Consider the following 17,215-nt stretch of genomic DNA (forward strand, 5'->3'; position numbering starts at 1 on the left):
CCGGCTTCGGTGGCCGGCGTTACCGCCAGCGGTCGAACAGCCGGTCGACGATCCTGCCGGACGTCTCCTCTCGCTCGATATCGTTCTCGCGCTCGTCGAGCAGGCGTTCGTACTGCGTGAGAATCGCCTGTCGGCGGCGTTCGCTCGTTTCGAGTGCGTGCTCGAGGGCGGCGATTCGCGCGCGGAGACGGCGTCGTTCGATACGGGCGGGAAGCGTCGATGTCGATCGACTCGCGTCGCGGTCGGAACGGACCGACGAGCCGATGGGCTCGAACGCGAGTTCGACGTCCGGATGCGGGTTTCGCGACCGTCCGTTCGTGGTAGACGTCGTCTCGAGGGGTCGTTGCTCGGCGGCCATGGGTCGATCTACCCTTACCGCTCGACGAGCAAAAACGTCAGTCAGTCGCCCGTCAGACTCGTTCGACGGGAGTTCGGCTCAGCTCTCGAGGTGCTCGAGTACGCTCGCGGTATCGGCCGGCACGGGTTCGGGATCGTTGCCGGCGGCGGCCGCGGCGTCGGGGTCTTTGAGCAGGTGGCCGGTCGTCAGGCAGGCGACGCGTTCGTCGCCGCCGACGATACCCTCGTTGCGGAGCTTTCGGAGGCCGGCGACGGAGGCCGCGGAGGCGGGTTCGACGCCGATTCCCTCGCCCGCGAGGGCCCGCTGTGCCTCGGTGATCGCGTCGTCGGAGACTGCGACGGCGGTGCCGCCGGTCTCGCGGATGCCGGGCAGGGCCTTCGGTGCGTTGACGGGGTTGCCGATCCGGATCGCCGTCGCCCGCGTCTCGACGTCGTCCCAGCGTCGGGTTTCGTCCGCGCCGTTCTCGATCGCTTCGACCATCGGCGCAGCGCCGTCGGCCTGCACCCCGGTCAGTTTCGGTACCTCGCTCTCCTCGAGTGCGCCCGCCTGAACGAGCTCCCGGAACGCCTTGTACAGCGCCGCGGTGTTGCCCGCGTTACCGACCGGGAGGACGATCCGGTCGGGGACGGCCCCGTAATCGGCGAGAAAGCCCTCCAGAATCTCGAGGCCGATCGTCTTCTGGCCCTCGAGTCGGAACGGGTTGAGCGAGTTCAGCAGGTACGCCTCGCCCCGGCCCGCAAGCTCCTGAACGATGTCGAGGCAGGCGTCGAAGTTGCCGTCGACCTCGAGGATGCGCGCGCCGTGGAGGCTCGCCTGTGCGATTTTGCCGGCGGCGACTTTCCCCGCCGGCAGCAGGACCAGCGTCTCCATCCCGCCGCGGGAGCCGTAGGCCGCAAGCGCCGCGCTCGTGTTCCCCGTCGAGGCACACGCGAGGCGGTCGACGCCGAGTTCCCTTGCGACGGCGACGCCGACGGTCATCCCGCGGTCCTTGAACGAGCCGGTCGGGTTCATCCCCTCGTGTTTGATCCGCAGGGCTTCGAGGCCGAGGTCGTCCTCGAGGCGCGGGGCCTCGTACAGCGGCGTTGCCCCTTCCCGAACGGAAACGCCCGCTTCAAGCGGCAGAGCGTCGGCGTACCGCCAGACGCCACGCCCCTCGAAGTCCTCGAACGTCGGCAGGTCGTCGTACCGCACTTCGAGCAGGCTCTCACAGTCGTCGCAGGTGTAGCGGACGTCGTCGAAGGGGGCGAACGTCGCGCCACAGTCGATACACTCGAGCCAGACGCCGTCGTCGGCGTCGTCGGGCGCCGTCGGCCGGTCGGCCGAGAGATTGAGACTCATTGTCGTCCGAGAGGGAACCGACGGGGAAAAAGGGCGTGGATTCGACGCTCACCCCTCCTGCTGGCCGTCGAACTCGTCGATTACGTCGTGAACCGTCTCCGTCCACGCGTCCAGCGCTTCGTGGAGCAGGACCTTCGTTTCCGGGAGCGCGATCGCAGTGTACTGGTAGACGTACCCGCCGCCGTCCAGCAAGCGCCGCTCTCGGCGAACGAGTCCCCGGTCGTGCAGCGTCGCGAGCGACCGGTTGACCGTACTCCGATCGCGCTCGAGGGCCGCGGCCAGTTCCTCGATCGTACTCCCGGGCCGATCACGGAGCACGAGGTAGGTTCGCGTTTCGTGACCCTCGATTCCGAAGACACAGCTCATGACTTCCTCGAACGGCGGGGCTGACTCCTCGAGCAACGCCACGAGCCGATGCCGATCGATCGCCATACGCCGCGTACGACGCCGCCGATAAAAGAACCGGTCACGAACCGTATCCCATCCTCCGAATACAGGCTCGCATCTCGCGTTCGCTCTCGTGGCGGTGCAGCCGCGTCGGCGTGTCGCAGTAGTACACCGACCCGTCGTACCGGAGAACGATGTCGTACTCCTCGTTGCCGACCGTCGTCGTCACGACGACCCGCCGCCCGTCCTGAATCGCGGACAGGATCGCCTCCGTGTCGAGGTCGCCCGCCGAGATACGGAGCGGCTCGGTCATCGCGTGGGACTGCACCGCCCCGCCCAAAGAAGGTTCGCGTGACGTCCCACCTTCGGCATCGCACTCGGGGTCGAACCCGCCGGCGGTTGTGCACGACCGCTACCAGACCGGGATACCGCTACATCCGACCATGATCCACGACAGCATATGGCATCGGAAACACAGTCACGAACGGCCGATCGAACCACGACCGCACTCGAGCCCTGGCAGGCCGGCACCGTCGGCGGCATCATCGGCGCGCTCGTCTTCGGCGCGCTGATGGCGGTCCAGACCCCCGGCGTACTCGAGCAAGCGATTCCGGCGCTGTACGGGCTCGAGGGCGGCCTCGTCGGGATGACCATCCACGTCGCACACGGAGGCGTGCTCGGGGTCGTCTTCGCGGCGCTTTTGGGCGCGGGTGGGCGGACCGCGGTCGGTCCCGCGACGGGCGCTTCGGTCGGCGTCGGCTACGGCGTCGTCGTCTGGGCGATCCTCGCCGTCGTCGTCATGCCGCTGTGGCTCTCGGCCGTCGGGTTCGAGATGGCACCGCCCGTGCCGAACGTCGCCGTCGAGAGCCTGCTCGGCCACGCGGCGTACGGACTCGTGCTCGGGCTCACGTACGCGATCCTCGAGTGAGTCGTTTCCGCCCGGTTTCCAACCGCTGAAACCCACACCGCGATTCTATCCACCGTCCGCTTCGTCTCTCACTCGAGCAACCAGCTCAACAGCGCCTTCTGGGCGTGGAGCCTGTTTTCGGCCTGATCGAAGACGATCGAGCGGTCGCTCTCGATGACCGCGTCGGTGATCTCCTCGCCGCGGTGGGCGGGCAGACAGTGCATCACCGACGCGTCGGGCGCGTGCTCGAGCAGGTCCGAGCACACCTGAAAGCCCTCGAAGGCGTTCATGCGGACGTCGCGTTCGTCCTCCTGTCCCATGCTGATCCAGACGTCGGTATAGACGACGTCGGCGTCGGCCACCGCCTCGACGGGGTCGTCGGTAAGCGTCGGATCGCCGCCCAGATCGCGGGCGCGCTCGAGGACCTCGTCGTCGAGTCCGTACCCTGCGGGCGTCGCGACGGTCAGGTCGAGATCCGTCAGCGCACAGCCGACGGTAAACGACTGGGCGACGTTGTTGCCGTCGCCGACCCACGCCGCGGAGACGCCCTCGAACCCGCCCTCGTGTTCGCGGATCGTCTGGAGGTCCGCAAGCGTCTGGCACGGATGGGCGTCGTCGGTGAGGCCGTTGACCACCGGCACGTCCGCGTACTCCGCGAAGACCTCGATGTTCTCGTGTTTGAACACGCGGGCCATCACGGCGTCGACGTACCGCGAGAGCGTCCGCGAGGTGTCTTTCAGCGGCTCGCCGCGGCCGAGTTGGATGTCGTCCTCGCCGAGGAAGACGGCGTGACCGCCCAGCTGGGTCATCCCCGTCTCGAAGGAGACGCGGGTCCGGGTGCTGGGTTTCTGGAAGATCATCCCCAGCGACCGTCCGTCGAGATCCTCGTGCTCCTCGCCGGCCCGCTGGGCGCGCTTGTACTCGTCGGCACGATCGAGAAGCGCGGTGAGTTCCGCTGCTGTGAGATCGTCGATCTCGAGGAAGTGGCGGGGGTCGTCCGCGTCGCTCACGCGTTCCCACCCCCGCGCAACGTCGTCGCGACCGCCGTCAGAACCTCGACGGACCGGTCGAACCCGGCCAGCGAGAGTCGTTCGTCTGGCGCGTGGTCGAGATCGGAGTTGCCGGGACCGTAGGTGGCCATCGGGCAGTCCCACGCGTCCGCATAGAGGTTCATGTCGCTGGTCCCGGTCTTGCGCAGCAGGCGGGGCTCGCCGCCTTGCTCGCGGATCGCCACACGGAACGCGCGGGCGACCGCTGTCCGGGGGCTTTCCATCACCGGCGGGATCGGCTCGTCCCACGAGACGGTGCCGGTTCCGAGTTCGGCCTCGGCGGTCTCGCGAACCGTCTCGGCGTCGAGCGCCGGCGGGATCCGCAACTGGACCTCGAGCGTCGTCTCGACCGAGAGTCCGTCCTCGCTGATGCCGCCGTCGATGGCGACCGGCTTGGCGGTGACGCGCTCGAAGACCGGCTGGTACTCGTCGCGTTCGAACGCGTCCTCGACGCCCGTCCACCACCGGGTCGCGTGCTGGATCGCGTTCGGTTCGGGGCGGGAGGTGTGGCCGGACTCGCTGGTCGCGACGTACGTCCCCGCGAGAAAGCCCCGATAGCCGAGCGTGATCCCCGTCGTGCCGCTGGGTTCGCCGTTAACGACGGCCCCGGGCGCGTCGCGGTCCGCGACGAGGTGGCGCGCGCCACGGGAGCTCGTCTCCTCGCCGACGACGCCGACGAAGGAGACGCCCGTCCGGACGGCGGCGGCGGCCATCGCGGCCAGCGGCCCGGTCGCGTCGACGCTGCCCCGTCCCGAAGGACGTCCTCGCCTTCTTCAGCGGCGATATCGTTCGCCACGTCCTCGGCCGTCGCCGACTCGATTTCGACCGGGATTTCGCCCGGCACGGTGTCGATATGCGAGGTCAGCAACACCGCGTCGTCGGCGGGCGCACGGACGTTGCCGACCTCGTCGAGCCACGCCTCCCGGTCGTGCCCTTCGAAGAAGGTCACCAGTCGCTCGGCGGCCTCGCGTTCCTCGCCGGTCGGCGACGGGATCGAAACGAGGTCGTGCAACAGCTGTCTCGCTTCGTCGAGCGATACGGCGGTCGTTTCGGACGTACTCGCGTTCATGATTCGACCTCCGTTTCGGGCGCGATGCTCTCGGTCAGTGCCGCCACGAGTCGATCCGCCTCCGGCTCGTCGATCACGAGCGGCGGCAACAGACGCAGCACGGTTCGACCCGCGGGCAGCGCCAGTACCTGCTGGTTCATCGCCAGATCGCGTGCGACGCGGTTCGCGCCGCGTTTCAACTCGACGCCGACGAGCAGCCCCTCGCCGCGGACCTCGCGGACCGAATCGCCGAGCGCCGCCTCGAGTTCGTCGACGAGGTAGTCGCCGATTTCGGCCGCGTGAGCGGGCCACTTCGCCTCGACCAGCGTCGAGACGGTCGCGTGGACCGCCGCGGCGACGACGGGACCGCCGCTGAACGTGGCGTTGTGCGAAGCCGCACCGTCGGCGATCCAGTCTCGCACCGCGACCGCGCCGACTGGCAGGCCGTTGCCAAGCCCCTTCGCGGTCGTGAGCACGTCGGGCGTGACGCCCGCGTTCTGGCAGGCCCACATCTTCCCCGTGCGCCCCATCCCGGTCTGGACCTCGTCGAGGACGAGCGCCGCGCCGGCCTCCTCGGTCAGCTCGCGGGCGGTCCCGAGGTAGTCCGCGGGCGGGACGTTGATCCCGCCCTCGCCCTGAATCGGCTCGAGGATCACGGCCGCCGTCTCGTCGTCGACGGCGTCCGCGAGTTCCTCGCCGTCGCCGTAGGGAACGAACTCGACGTCGCCGGCCAGTGGTTCGAACGGTTTCTTGTACTTGTCCTTCCAGGTGGCCGCGAGCGCCCCCATCGTCCGTCCGTGGAACGAGCGGGTCGCGGCGACGATCTTCGACTCGCCGGTCGCCGAGCGGGCGAACTTCAGGGCGGCCTCGTTGGCCTCGGTCCCGGAATTACACAACCACGCCCCATCGAGGCCGTCCGGCGTCGACGCGACGAACGCCGCGTAGGCGTCCTCGCGGGACTGGACCGGATAGGAGGAGTCGACGAACGTCAGTTCGCCGACCTGCTCTCGTACCGCGTCGACGACCGCCGGGTGACAGTGTCCAAGCGGGGTGCAGGCGAAACTCGCGCCCGCGTCGAGGTACTCCGTCCCGTCGGCGGTGTAGAGGTAGGGTCCGTCGCCGCGCTCGATGTCAATGGGCTTGCTCCCGGAGACGAAGTCGAGGTCGCTCATTGCGCTGTCCCCTCCGCTTCGGCGTCGGGTTCGTCCGCGAGCACGCCGGGCTCGAGCGTCGTCCCCTCGCCAGCGAGCGCGCTCGTGATCGGTTCCTCGGCGTTCGCGGTCGCGACGGTCACGGAGGACGCCCCGCCGGCAAGCGCTTCCTCGGCGGCCATGACCTTCTTCGTCATGAAGCCCTCAGCGGCCGCTTTTACGGCTTCGAACTCCTCGGGGGTCGACGCCGACTCGATCTTCGTCGCCTCGTCACTGGGGTCCGCGTAGATCCCGGAGACGTCCGTGAGGACGACCAGATCGGCCTCGAGCGCGCCCGCGATCGCCGCAGCCGCGCGATCCGCGTCGGCGTTGACGGCCGTGTACCCGCCGTCTTTCTCCGCCCCGAGGACGGGAACGGAAACGACGGGCGTGTAGCCGCCCGCGAGCAGCGTCTCGAGCAGGTCGGCGTTGACCGACTCGATCTTGCCGGAGTGGTCGCCGCGTTTGATCTTCTTCTTGCCGTCCGCTTTGACGCGGACGGCGGACTTCCGTTTCCCTTCGAGGAGTTTGCCGTCCGTGCCGGCAAGGCCGACGGCGTCGACGCCCTCGTTCTGGAGCGACTCGACCAGATCGGTGTTGAGCTTGCCCGGCATCACCATCTTGAAGACGCCCATCGTCTCCTCGTCGGTAAAGCGCCCGACGACGCCGTCGGGGGTCTCGACGTAGGTGGGCTCTTTCCCGAGTTCCTCGAGGGTCTCGTCGACGGCGGTCGAACCGCCGTGGGTGAGGACGACGTCTTCACCGTCTTGCGGGCGCGTCCCGCTCGACTCGTCCGCTGAACGTGGTTCCGTGCTTCCCTCGACGAGCGAAGCGATGTCGGCGAGAGCACCTTCGGGATCGACGGCGCGAGCGCCGCCGATTTTCACTACCACCGTCATTTCAGGGTGCCCCCACGGGGTGGAGCCCCGTAAACTCGAGTCCGGCGGTCTCCTCGAGTCCCAGTGCGATATTGGCGGCGTGGACCGCCTGCCCGGCCGATCCCTTCATCATGTTGTCGATCGCCGAGAAGACGACGACGCGCTCGTTCGAGGGGTCGAGTTCGAAGCCGACCTCGGCGAGGTTGGTGCCGGCGACCGCCTTCGGTTCGGGGTAGCGGTAGACGCCGGAGCCGCCGGCGGCCATGCGGACGAACGGCTCGTCCTCGTAACAGCCGCGGTAGGCGTTCCAGAGGTCGCCCTTCGAGACGGGCGAACTCGGGAAGACGTGGCTCGTCGCGCTCGCGCCGCGAACCATGTCCACGGCGTGGCAGGTGAACGCGACCGAGGCACCGAGGAACTGTTCGATCTCGGCTTCGTGGCGGTGACCGATCGGCGCGTACGGGCGCACCACGCCCGACCGTTCGGAGTGGCTCGAGGCCTCGCCGCCACCGGCCCCGCCTTCCGAGGAGCCGACCTTTACGTCGACGACGATCCGCTCGCTCCCGTCGAGGATGTCGTGCTCGAACAGCGGGTACAGCCCGAGGATGGTGGCGGTGGCGTTACAGCCGCCGCCGGCGATCAGTTCGGCCCCCGCGAGGTTCTCGCGGTTGATCTCGGGCAGGGCGTACTCCGCCTTCGCCAAGTACTCGGGTGCGTCGTGGCCGTCGTACCACTCGTCGTACTGCGTCTCGCTCTCGAGGCGGAAGTCGGCCGAGAGGTCGACGACGGTGTCGGCGTGCTCGAAGAACTCGTCGATCCGGTCCATCGAAACGCCGTGGGGCGTCGCCGCGAACAGGACGTCGACGCTCTCGAGATCGTCGGGGCCGGTAAAGCGCAGGTCCGTCCCGCGAAGGGGCGGGTGGACCGAGCCGACGCTCTTGCCGGCTTTCGACCGGCTGGTGACCTCGGCGAGTTCGACGTTCGGGTGGCCCGCCAACAGACGCAGCAGTTCCCCGCCGGTAAACCCCGAACCGCCGATGATCGTCGCGGTGACGGCCTCGGCGTTCTCGTCGGCCCCGATCTCGGTGCCGACCGCCATCAGGCGCTCACCTCGAGTTCGTCGTCGACGGCGTTTGCTTTCTCCTCGAGCCAGTCGACGACGGTGGCCGCGACGTCGGTCTCGACGGCGTCGTCGAGGGCCTTGAACTCGACGGTGTGGTTGACCTCGTGGACGGTATACGAGTCGCCGGTCTCCATCAGATCGATGCCCAGCAGTCCACCGCCGACGGCGTCGCTTGCCTTCTCGACGAGTTCGCGGGCCTCGTCGTCGAGTTCGAAGGCGTCCGTCTCGGCCCCTTTCGCGGCGTTGGTGATCCAGTGGTCCGACGAGCGGACCATCGCGGCGATTGGCTCGCCGTCGGTCGCGAGCACGCGGATGTCACGTCCGGGTTTCGCGACGAACTCCTGGACGTAGAACACCTTGTGCTCGTAGTGGCCCAGCGTCGCCTTGTGCTCGAGGATGGCCTCGGCGGCCGACCGGGAGTCGATCTTGGCCATCAGCCGTCCCCACGATCCCACGACGGGTTTGAGCACACAGGGGTAGCCGAACGATTCGATGGCGTCCATCGCGCTCTCTTTGGTAAACGCCACCTTCGTCGCGGGCGTGGGAACGCCAGCGCGCTCGAGCGCGAGGCTGTTTTTCACCTTGTCGGCGCAGATCTCGGCCGTCTCGTGGCTGTTGACCACCGGGACGCCGTCGGCCTCGAAGAACGTCGTGGCGTACAGGCTCCGGCTGGTGGCGAGACAGCGATCGACGACGAGGTCGAGATCGGCAAACGCCTCGGGGACTTCGCCGATCTCGAAGGTGTGCTTGCGGACGTCGATCTTCGTGATCTCGTGATCGCGGTCGCGAAGCTCCGCGAGCAGGAGCTTCTCGTCTTTGCGGATCCGGGAGTAGAGGATTCCTACCTTCAAGGTCACTCACCCCAGTCCTCTTCGAGCTCGGGTGCTCGCTCGAGGACTGGTGGCTCGGTGTCGATGACTTCCAGTTCGGCACCGCAGGTCGTACAGTCAACGATCTCACCCGTTTCCAGATCGTCGTGCAGGGACAGTTCCGCCCCACACTCGACGCATTCTGTCATTGTACTCCCAACTGGGCGCTGATACCCCTTAAACCCTTCGAACTTATAAAATTAGTTATATATCGTATACTGCACTCTAACGGTGCAAAAGTGGATTATTTCACGCTTGGTCCTATTCTATATCATTAGTTTGGTAATTAGTCCCCTCGCGGGGACGGCGGCGGGAGCGGGGCCCCCGTTCGCTCGCAGGGCCGGGGTTTTCCGGCGCGCGACGGTCGCGGTTCGCGTGGCTTCCGACGGACGCGACACTCAGACATAGCCGTTCACCTCCTCGCGGAGCGCCACGCGGGCGTCCTCGAGCGCCGTGGCTTCCGCCGACCGCGTCGCCTCGTGGGCGTCGCGGGCCTCGCGGGCCGCCTCGAGTTGTGGCACGATCGCGTCGGGCGCGGGTCCGCCCCGCGAGTCGCGGCTCGCAACGCTCTCGGCCGGATCGAGGGCGTCCTCGACGGCGTCGGGGTCGACGAACGCGGACAGCGATTCGCCAAGCACCTCCGCCGCGGCTGCCTCGAGCGCATCGCCCTCCCCGGTGTTCGATTCCGCGATCGTTTCGGCGGCCACGGCGACGACTTCGTGGGCGCTGCGAAACGGCAGGCCGTTGGCTGCCAGCAGGTCCGCGACGCCGGTCGCCGTCGAGAACCCCGCGTCGGCTTCGGCGGCGAGGGTCTCCTCGTTCCAGTCGGCGGTCGCCACCGCCCCGGCGGCGACCTCGCTGGCCTCGACGACCGCGTCGACGGTCTCCCACGCGTGGGTGGTCGCCCGCTGGAGATCGCGGTTGTACGCGCGGGGTAGTCCCGTAAGCGTCGTCGTCAGCCCCTGAACGCCGCTTGCGGCGTCGCCCGCGACCGCGCGGACGAGTTCGAGCGTGTCGGGGTTTTTCTTCTGGGGCATGATCGACGACGTCGACGCGTAGTCGTCCGAGAGATCGACGAATCCGCGGTTCGCGAAGATCACGACGTCCTCCGCAAGCCCCGACAGCGTCGTCGCGTGGGTCGACAGCGCCTGCACCGTCTCGAGCAGGACGTCCCGGCTCGAGGCGGCGTCCATCGAGTTCTCGACGATCCCGTCGAAGCCAAGCAGTTCGGCGACGCGCTCGCGGTCGATGTCGAAGGTCGTCCCCGCGAAGGCGGCCCCGCCGAGCGGCGACTGATTGATCCGGCCGTAGGCCTCGAGCAGCCGCGCCGTATCGCGGCGCACGGCTCCTTCGTAGGAGAGCGCCCAGTGGGCGACGGTCGTCGGCTGTGCGGGCTGGAGGTGGGTGTAGCCGGGCATGACCGTCTCGCGGTGCTCGTCGGCCACTGCGAGCAACGACTCCCGGAGCGCGAGCGTCGTCTCGATGGCTTCCAGGACGCCTTCCCGAAGGCGGTAGCGAATACAGGCCGCGACCTCGTCGTTGCGCGAGCGCGCGGTGTGCATCTTCCCGCCGTCGTCGCCGATACGGTCGATGACGGCCGTCTCGATCGCCTCGTGGACGTCCTCGCCGTCGGGCAGGGAGCCGTGGCCGTCGACCTCGATCGCGTCGAGCGCCGTCAGGATTTGCCCCGCCACGTCGTCCTCGATGATCCCCTGTTCGGCGAGCATGAGGACGTGCGCCCGGTCGACCGCCAGATCCGCCTCGAAGATCCGGCGATCCGCCTCGAGCGAGGAGAGAAAGCTCCGGGCGGGGCCGCCGCTGAAGCGGTCTCGCCGGACGACGCTCTCGTCGCCGTCGATGCCGTCACCGTCGGCCACCATCTCGTGGGCTTTCTCTCCGGTCATGGTCACTCAGTGCCGCTTCCGTCGGTGGCGATCTCGACGGCGTCGTCGTCCTCGTCCGCCGTCGATACCGCGTTCGCGAGGCGACGCTGGAAGCCGTGGTACTTCGCGACGCCGGTGGCGTCGGCCTGCTCGATCTTGCCGACCGTTTCGGTGTCGAAGGACGCGTGTTCGGCCGAGTAGGCCGCGAACTCGCTGTCACGCGCGACCGGACGGGCCTGTCCGCCCTCGAAGCGGATCGTCACCGTCCCCGTCACGCGCGTCTGCGTCTCGTCGATGAAGCTCTCGAGCGCGTCGACCAGCGGCGCGTCGATCAGCCCCTCGTAGCCCTTCTTCGACCAGCGTTGGTCGATCAACTGCTTGAACTCGCGTTCCTCTTGGGTCAGTACGAGCCCCTCGAGGGCCTCGTGGGCGTTCAAAAGCGTCGTCGCGGCGGGGTGTTCGTAGTTCTCGCGCACCTTCAGCCCGAGCATGCGGTCCTCCATCGTGTCCGTCCGCCCGACGCCGTACGCGCCGGCGAGGTCGTTGAGGGACTCGATGAGGTCGACGGGTTCGTACTGCTGGCCGTCGACGGCGACGGGATAGCCCTCCTCGAAGACGATCTCGATCTCCTGACTCTCGCCGGTGGGTGGGCTGGTCCAGTCGTAGATCTCCTCCGACGGGACGTAGCTCGGGTCCTCGAGGTCGTCGCCCTCGACGGAGCGACTCCAGAGGTTGGTGTCGATCGACCAGTCGCCCTCGTTGCCGCCCTCGACGGGCAGTCCTTTCTCCGCCGCGTACTCCTGTTCCCACTCGCGCGTGAGGCCGAGTTCGCGGACGGGCGCGATCACCTCGAGATCGGAGTCACGCCAGACGGCTTCGAAGCGCAACTGGTCGTTTCCCTTCCCGGTACAGCCGTGTGCGATGCCGGTACAGTCCTGTTCGCGTGCGACCTCGAGGATCGCGTTCGCGATCACGGGGCGGGCAAGCGCCGTTCCCAGCGGGTAGCCCTGATAGGTCGCGTTCGCACGAACGCTCTCGAGACAGAGCTGTGCGAACTCGTCTTTCGCGTCGACCACGTAGTGATCGAGGTCGAGCGCTTCGGCGGTCTCTTCGGCTTCGGCGAACTCCTCGGCCGGCTGGCCGACGTCTACTGTTACGCCGATCACGTCATCGTATCCGTACTCCTCCTCGAGCAGCGGCACACAGACAGTCGTGTCCAGGCCGCCCGAGAACGCAAGTGCCACGCGGGTCATATCGTACTCGAGTGAAACGGCAGGAGGGACTTAAATTCATTGGTTAAGATTACGAAAATTAGTGGTATAGAGCACTCTACGCGAGAAAATCGAGGATTTTCGGGAATCGAAAGCAACCGGGGCAAGGGTGAGTAATGTAGTACGGGCTCAACGGCCCGGTCGTCGCGGTCGTCGCGGCGCGACGGCTCCATCGGTACCGAAAACGGAAACCGAACGACCGACGGAGCGGCTCATTGGTACCGCATAAGAAACCGAAGCTACTTAAACCCTACTCGAGTGGCAAGCGTTACCTGTCACTCTTCGATCTCTTCGTCCGGCAGGGTGAGGACGTTCTCCCGGCCGATCCGGAAGACTTCGATCTCGCCGTCCTCCCGCAGTCCGCCGACGACCTGACTCGTCTTGGCTTCGGTCCAGTCCAGTTCCGAGACGACTTCCTGTTGTTTGATCCGGCCGCCCCGCCTCTCGAGCAGCTGCAGGACGCGTTCTTCGTTGCTCAGCAGCTCCGGCGGCGGCCCGTTCGACTCGGTGCGGTCCGCCGCCCCATCGGTTACCGCGTGGGCGGTCCCGTTCGCGCCGCCGGTCGGCTGTTCGCGACGGTCGCGGGTGAGCCACCACCCGACAGCACCGACGGTCACGAGCACCGAGAGTGCAGCTAGGACGGCGAGCCACGGCATCGACGGTCCGCCGTCGCCGCCGGCCGGCGTTTCGCCGTCCTCGGACTGCTCGATCATCACGATCAACGGCTGGTCGTCGGTAAATTCGGTCCCGTCACCGGCCCAGAAAACCGCGTCCTCCGGCGGATCGTCCGGCGTCGGTTCGACCTCGTGGACGACGTACCCGTCGGGCGGGAAGACCCGTAACGTCGTGTCGTCGACGAGCGTAAAGCCCGCCAGCGCGCTCCCGGCCTCCATTCGATTCAGTTCGACGTAGGCGAACGATTGCCACTCGAACGTAAACTCGACGTGGCCGAGATGTCGCGGTGCGGAACTCGTCTCGGTGGTCACCGAGACGTTCGTGATTTCCATCGTCTCTTCCGTCTTGCTCTCACCGGCTTCGAGGATCTCGGTCCAGTCGGCTCTCTCGGCGGCGGCGTACGCATCTGGGTTCTCCTCCACGCCGGTCTGAAGCCGCTCCCACGACTCCGCCGACGTGTTCTCGAACCGGTAATCGATGACGAACGTCGCCGATCTGTTCTCGTGGAGGAAGACGTCGATATGAACCTCGTCGGCCTCGTCGAGCTGCTCGCTCTCGGTGGGCTCTTCCTGGAGCGTCACTCGTTGTACCCCGGTCTCCCCCAGCGCGGACTGCGAGGCCGCCGGAACGAGCGCCACCAAGCACCCAACCACTACGAACACGCAAAGCAGGGCCCGTAGCCCCCTTACATCCATTACGTCACACTCCCCGTGCCGGCTAAATAGGTCTTTCCGACGGTCCCGACGGAGCGTTTTTCAAACCGGTCTTCGTATCCGAACGTATATGCTCGACATTCGTGGCTCGCTCGCGGTCGAGACGCTCCTGAAGATCGTCCTCGCGCTGGTCGCCGTCCTGCTGGTCCTCGAGATCGTCGGGATCCTCTTCAGCTGGGCCGTCCAGCTGTTGCGTCCGCTCCTGTTGCTGGTCGTCGGCCTCGTCGTCGTCCTGTGGCTGCTCGACCGGCTCTGAGGACTCGAGAGAACGCTAGACTCATACGTCGACCGCTCCTACCGTGAGTGCAGTGTACAGCGTCAACGTTCCGGTCCCCGGTCGCGTTCGAACCCTCGCAAACGAGCTCTACCCCGAGCTGGTCGGGTTCGACACCGTCCGCGAGGACCACTCGTGTCTGCTCAAGCGCCTCGGCGACGCCGACCACGTCGCCCAGCTTCAGCACCGCACACACCGCGCGCTCGAGGGCGCACCCGCCGTCGAGGCGCGGATTACGGGTATCGACTACTTCGAGGACCCGCCGCTCGGCTCGGCTCCCGTCGTCTACCTCGCCGTCGAGAGTCCCGGTCTCGAGACGATCCACGCCGATCTCACCGACTCCTTCGAGGCGGTCGACGGCCTCGAGGGGACCGATTACGTCCCCCACGTGACGCTGGCCCGCGGCGGTGATCTCGAGACCGCCCGCCGGCTCGCCGAGCGGGACATCGATCCGATCCGGTGGACGGTCAGCGAACTCGAGTTCTGGGACGGGGCGTACAAACTCCCAGTGAGCCGTGTCTCCTTGCCGGCCTGACATCCGCGTTCGAGCGGCCAGAAGCTATTATACACGTGTCTCGGTATCTCGTCGCATGCGTCGACGAACGGCACTTTCGCTCGCGGCAGTGGTTCCGTTGGCCGGCTGCAGCGGCCTCCTCGCCGACGACGGAGTCGATACGACGATCGGCGAGGACGAACGGGTAGAGTTCTCGGCCTCGGAAGGGGCCGAACTGACCGTGTCGGTCACGGTCGAAGAAATACGCCAGCCGGAGGACGAATCGGGTCTGGAACGCGACTCGATCTCGTTTCGCCTCGATCACGCCGAGGAAGGCGTGATCGATACGTGGTCCGTCTCGGAGTCGAAAACGTTCGATCTGACGGTCGATCACGGTGGCACACACGTCGCGATGGTGACGAACGGCGTCGCACACGTCACCATCGAGTAACCGGTCTCCGGCCCGCAGACAGACGGCGAGAGTCTCCGGTCGGCGTTTCTCTCAGGGCGACGGCGTGTCGCCGTCGTAGGCGCCGTGATCGCCGTAGAAGTTGAGCATCGCGAACTTGAGCTTCTCCGGTTCGATGTCGAGCAGTTCCTCGCGTTCCTCGTGAGGGAACGTGCCGTTGACGCTGTATCTTCCGAGATCCGATTTGGCCGACCCCGAGTAGCGCCGATCGAGCAACGCACGAACGCCGACGTCCTCCGGCGAGCGGATGACCCGACCCAGCGCCTGCCGCGTCTTTCGGACGGTCGGGATCTCGACGGCGTAGCGCCAGCCCGTCTCCGTTCCCTCGAACGCCGCGTCGTAGGCCTCCTGGACGGCCTCGGCACGGTCGTCGAGGTGGGGGTACGGGACGCCGACCACGAGCACCGTGCGGGCATCGTCCCCGTCGAAGCTCACCCCCTCCGCGAGCGTTCCCCACAGCGACGTACACAGCACGGCGTCGTCGTCGTCGACGAACGCCTGTCGTTCCTCCTCGACGGCCACGCCCGGCTCGTCCAGATAGACGGTTTCGCCCCGCCGCTCGAGGCGCTCGGCGTACCGGGACGCTTCGCCGTAGTTGGGGAAGAACGCGAGCGTGTTGCCGGGGGTCATGCGAGCGGCGTCGTGGATGGTCTCGGCGACTTCCTCCTGAACCGCCGGGTCGTCCCGATCCGAGGCGAAAAGCGGCGGCGTCTCGACGGCGTACGTCCGGCGGTTTTCCGCGGGGAACTGCAGCCCGTAGGCCATCGTGACCGGATCCTCGAGCCCCAGTACGTCCTCGGTCACATCGAACGGTTGGAGGGTTGCGCTCATCAACACGGTCGCCGACACCTCCTCGAACAGGCGACCGGTGACCTGACGCGGGAGACAGGTGTACAGCTCCGCTCGGCCGTAGACCTCGTCGGTTCCGGCGTCGCGGGTGACGGAGACGACCGGATACAGGCCCTCCTTTGCGCCCTCGTTCATCCACGCGCTGACGAAGGCCCCTGCCTGCAGGGTCTGACACTCCGTTCGCGTGGCGGTTTCGCCCTCCCGGTAGGCTTGCTCGTACTGTTCGTCGAGTTCCTGCCCGAGCTTCATCGCCGCCTCGAGATCCGCCTCGATCCCCTGTCCGGAGTAGCGCTGGAGGAACTCCATCGTGAGGTCGTCACGGCGATCCTCGTTGGCGATGGGGACGTCCTCCCAGTTCTCGTCGATCCGTTCCCGCTCGCCGAAGCCGAACGACTCCTCGTAGGTCTCGACGAGCGCGCGGTGAAACGCCGAGAGGACGTTCGCGGCGTCCTCCGAGCGCGGGTCGTCGGTATCGGCGAGTTCGTCCAGCGCGGCGTCGAAGGTTCGCTCCGAACAGGTCCGGGTCGCGTGCTCGCGGGCGGCGTCCTCGACGTTGTGGGCCTCGTCGAAGACGGCGATGACGTCCTCGGGATCGCGGCCCAGCCAGCGGAAGAACTGTTCCCGAATCGTGCCATCCAGCAGGTGGTGGTAGTTACAGACGACCAGATCGACGCCCTCGATGCCTTCCTTGAGGAGTTCGTACCCACACAGCTGTCGTTGCTCGGCGTACTCGTAGATGTCGTCCGGCGTCCGGACGTCGTCGAACAGCCAGCCGAAAAACCCGTCCGTGTCCCGTGTCAGGTTGTTTCGGTAGTAGTCACAGACGTTCTGGTCCTCGAGGTCCTCGAGCCGGTCCTCGATGGTCTCGAGTTCGTCCATGACGGCGCTGCGGGCGTCGGCCGCGGCCTCGTCGCCGCTTTGGCTCTCCGCGAGCAGTTCGCGCTGGCGGCGCTCGAGTTGCCGTTTGTCGCGTTCGGCGTCGACCAGCGCACGGGTGTTGTCCCGCAGCGCCTGACACTCCTCGTAGCCGACGTCGATGTGACACATCGACCCCTTGCCCTTGAAGACGACCGCACGGATCGGCTCCTCGCGGGTGATCGCGCGGGCTTCGGCGACGAACTGGCGCATCTGCTGGTGGACGTTGGTCGTGATGACGACCGTCTTGTCCTCCTCGCGGGCGACCTCGAGGGCCGGCACGAGCGACGAGAGCGTTTTCCCCGTTCCGCAGGCCCCCTCGAAGAGGACGTCCTGCCCACGCACCAGCGAGTTGTAGATGCGGTCCATCGCCTCGCGCTGGTTCTCGTAGGGCTGGTCGTACGGGAAAAAGCGCATGTACCCGGCTGTGTCGGACACAGCGTACGATAGGTTCCCACTGCGATAAAAGGATTCGTCTCGCGTGACTGTTGGCGTTCGTTCCGGATCGTCACCCCAACGAGTATGT

The 17,215-nt window shown here is 67.1% G+C and carries 18 protein-coding genes and 1 pseudogene; 4 read left to right on the forward strand and 15 right to left on the reverse strand.

Features of this window, described 5'->3' with window-relative positions; genetic code table 11:
* Positions 1-19 precede the first annotated feature (19 nt).
* The 4 genes from TX80_RS16010 to TX80_RS16025 form a co-directional block, all read right to left on the reverse strand.
* Complete coding sequence (locus tag TX80_RS16010) at positions 20-358, reverse strand: hypothetical protein (RefSeq protein WP_049924249.1); 339 nt, start codon at positions 356-358, stop codon at positions 20-22.
* Between the two features lie 78 nt (positions 359-436).
* The gene (gene thrC / locus TX80_RS16015) at positions 437-1,696 is read right to left on the reverse strand and encodes a threonine synthase (RefSeq protein ID WP_049924250.1); all 1,260 of its coding nucleotides are present in this window, start codon (positions 1,694-1,696) and stop codon (positions 437-439) included.
* A gap of 48 nt (positions 1,697-1,744) precedes the next feature.
* Positions 1,745-2,128: a helix-turn-helix domain-containing protein gene (locus TX80_RS16020; RefSeq protein WP_049924251.1), complete on the reverse strand. Its 384-nt coding sequence runs from the start codon at positions 2,126-2,128 to the stop codon at positions 1,745-1,747.
* Positions 2,129-2,162: 34 nt separating this feature from the next.
* Entirely contained in the window at positions 2,163-2,396 is a 234-nt protein-coding gene (locus TX80_RS16025) for a hypothetical protein (RefSeq protein ID WP_049924527.1), read from the reverse strand.
* 147 nt (positions 2,397-2,543) lie between these two features.
* Between TX80_RS16025 and TX80_RS16030 the strand changes: the two genes are divergently transcribed.
* The gene (locus TX80_RS16030; RefSeq protein ID WP_049924252.1) at positions 2,544-3,011 is read left to right on the forward strand and encodes a hypothetical protein; all 468 of its coding nucleotides are present in this window, start codon (positions 2,544-2,546) and stop codon (positions 3,009-3,011) included.
* A gap of 68 nt (positions 3,012-3,079) precedes the next feature.
* Here the strand turns inward: TX80_RS16030 and argF are convergent, their stop codons facing one another.
* The 10 genes and pseudogenes from argF to TX80_RS16080 all read right to left on the reverse strand — a co-directional run bounded on the left by argF (position 3,080) and on the right by TX80_RS16080 (position 13,671).
* On the reverse strand, positions 3,080-4,000 hold the full coding sequence (argF, locus tag TX80_RS16035) for an ornithine carbamoyltransferase (RefSeq protein ID WP_049924253.1): 921 nt from the start codon (positions 3,998-4,000) through the stop codon (positions 3,080-3,082).
* A pseudogene (locus tag TX80_RS16040) lies at positions 3,997-5,108 on the reverse strand ([LysW]-lysine hydrolase). The gene argF and the pseudogene TX80_RS16040 overlap by 4 nt, the downstream one beginning before the upstream one ends.
* Positions 5,105-6,259 (reverse strand): aspartate aminotransferase family protein, encoded by a 1,155-nt coding sequence (locus TX80_RS16045; protein WP_049924254.1) that lies wholly within the window; start codon positions 6,257-6,259, stop codon positions 5,105-5,107. Before TX80_RS16045 ends, TX80_RS16040 begins: the two are co-directional and overlap by 4 nt.
* Positions 6,256-7,176 carry an acetylglutamate/acetylaminoadipate kinase gene (locus tag TX80_RS16050; RefSeq protein ID WP_049924256.1) on the reverse strand — a complete coding sequence of 307 codons (921 nt, stop codon included), beginning with the start codon at positions 7,174-7,176 and terminating at the stop codon, positions 6,256-6,258. The genes TX80_RS16045 and TX80_RS16050 overlap by 4 nt, the downstream gene beginning before the upstream one ends.
* A gap of 1 nt (position 7,177) precedes the next feature.
* Entirely contained in the window at positions 7,178-8,254 is a 1,077-nt protein-coding gene (argC, locus tag TX80_RS16055; protein ID WP_049924258.1) for an N-acetyl-gamma-glutamyl-phosphate reductase, read from the reverse strand.
* On the reverse strand, positions 8,254-9,135 hold the full coding sequence (gene lysX, locus TX80_RS16060; RefSeq protein WP_049924259.1) for a lysine biosynthesis protein LysX: 882 nt from the start codon (positions 9,133-9,135) through the stop codon (positions 8,254-8,256). The genes argC and lysX overlap by 1 nt, the downstream gene beginning before the upstream one ends.
* Complete coding sequence (gene lysW, locus TX80_RS16065) at positions 9,132-9,296, reverse strand: lysine biosynthesis protein LysW (protein ID WP_049924260.1); 165 nt, start codon at positions 9,294-9,296, stop codon at positions 9,132-9,134. Before lysW ends, lysX begins: the two co-directional genes overlap by 4 nt.
* Positions 9,297-9,545: 249 nt before the next feature.
* Positions 9,546-11,051, reverse strand: a complete 1,506-nt coding sequence (gene argH, locus TX80_RS16070; protein ID WP_049924262.1) for an argininosuccinate lyase — start codon at positions 11,049-11,051, stop codon at positions 9,546-9,548.
* Positions 11,052-11,053: 2 nt separating this feature from the next.
* Entirely contained in the window at positions 11,054-12,283 is a 1,230-nt protein-coding gene (locus tag TX80_RS16075; RefSeq protein WP_049924263.1) for an argininosuccinate synthase, read from the reverse strand.
* A 293-nt stretch (positions 12,284-12,576) separates the two neighbouring features.
* On the reverse strand, positions 12,577-13,671 hold the full coding sequence (locus tag TX80_RS16080) for a DUF7343 domain-containing protein (protein ID WP_049924264.1): 1,095 nt from the start codon (positions 13,669-13,671) through the stop codon (positions 12,577-12,579).
* An 88-nt stretch (positions 13,672-13,759) separates the two neighbouring features.
* Between TX80_RS16080 and TX80_RS16085 the strand changes: the two genes are divergently transcribed.
* The 3 genes from TX80_RS16085 to TX80_RS16095 are packed head-to-tail and all read left to right on the forward strand — an operon-like array spanning position 13,760 to position 14,907.
* Complete coding sequence (locus TX80_RS16085) at positions 13,760-13,945, forward strand: DUF7554 family protein (RefSeq protein WP_049924265.1); 186 nt, start codon at positions 13,760-13,762, stop codon at positions 13,943-13,945.
* A 52-nt stretch (positions 13,946-13,997) separates the two neighbouring features.
* Positions 13,998-14,498 carry a 2'-5' RNA ligase family protein gene (locus tag TX80_RS16090; RefSeq protein WP_049924266.1) on the forward strand — a complete coding sequence of 167 codons (501 nt, stop codon included), beginning with the start codon at positions 13,998-14,000 and terminating at the stop codon, positions 14,496-14,498.
* Positions 14,499-14,553: 55 nt separating this feature from the next.
* Complete coding sequence (locus tag TX80_RS16095; RefSeq protein ID WP_049924267.1) at positions 14,554-14,907, forward strand: hypothetical protein; 354 nt, start codon at positions 14,554-14,556, stop codon at positions 14,905-14,907.
* 51 nt (positions 14,908-14,958) lie between these two features.
* Here the strand turns inward: TX80_RS16095 and TX80_RS16100 are convergent, their stop codons facing one another.
* On the reverse strand, positions 14,959-17,106 hold the full coding sequence (locus TX80_RS16100; protein WP_049924268.1) for an ATP-dependent DNA helicase: 2,148 nt from the start codon (positions 17,104-17,106) through the stop codon (positions 14,959-14,961).
* Positions 17,107-17,215: the final 109 nt, after the last annotated feature.

The organism is Halopiger djelfimassiliensis, from assembly GCF_000455365.1.
GTDB lineage: Archaea > Halobacteriota > Halobacteria > Halobacteriales > Natrialbaceae > Halopiger_B > Halopiger_B djelfimassiliensis.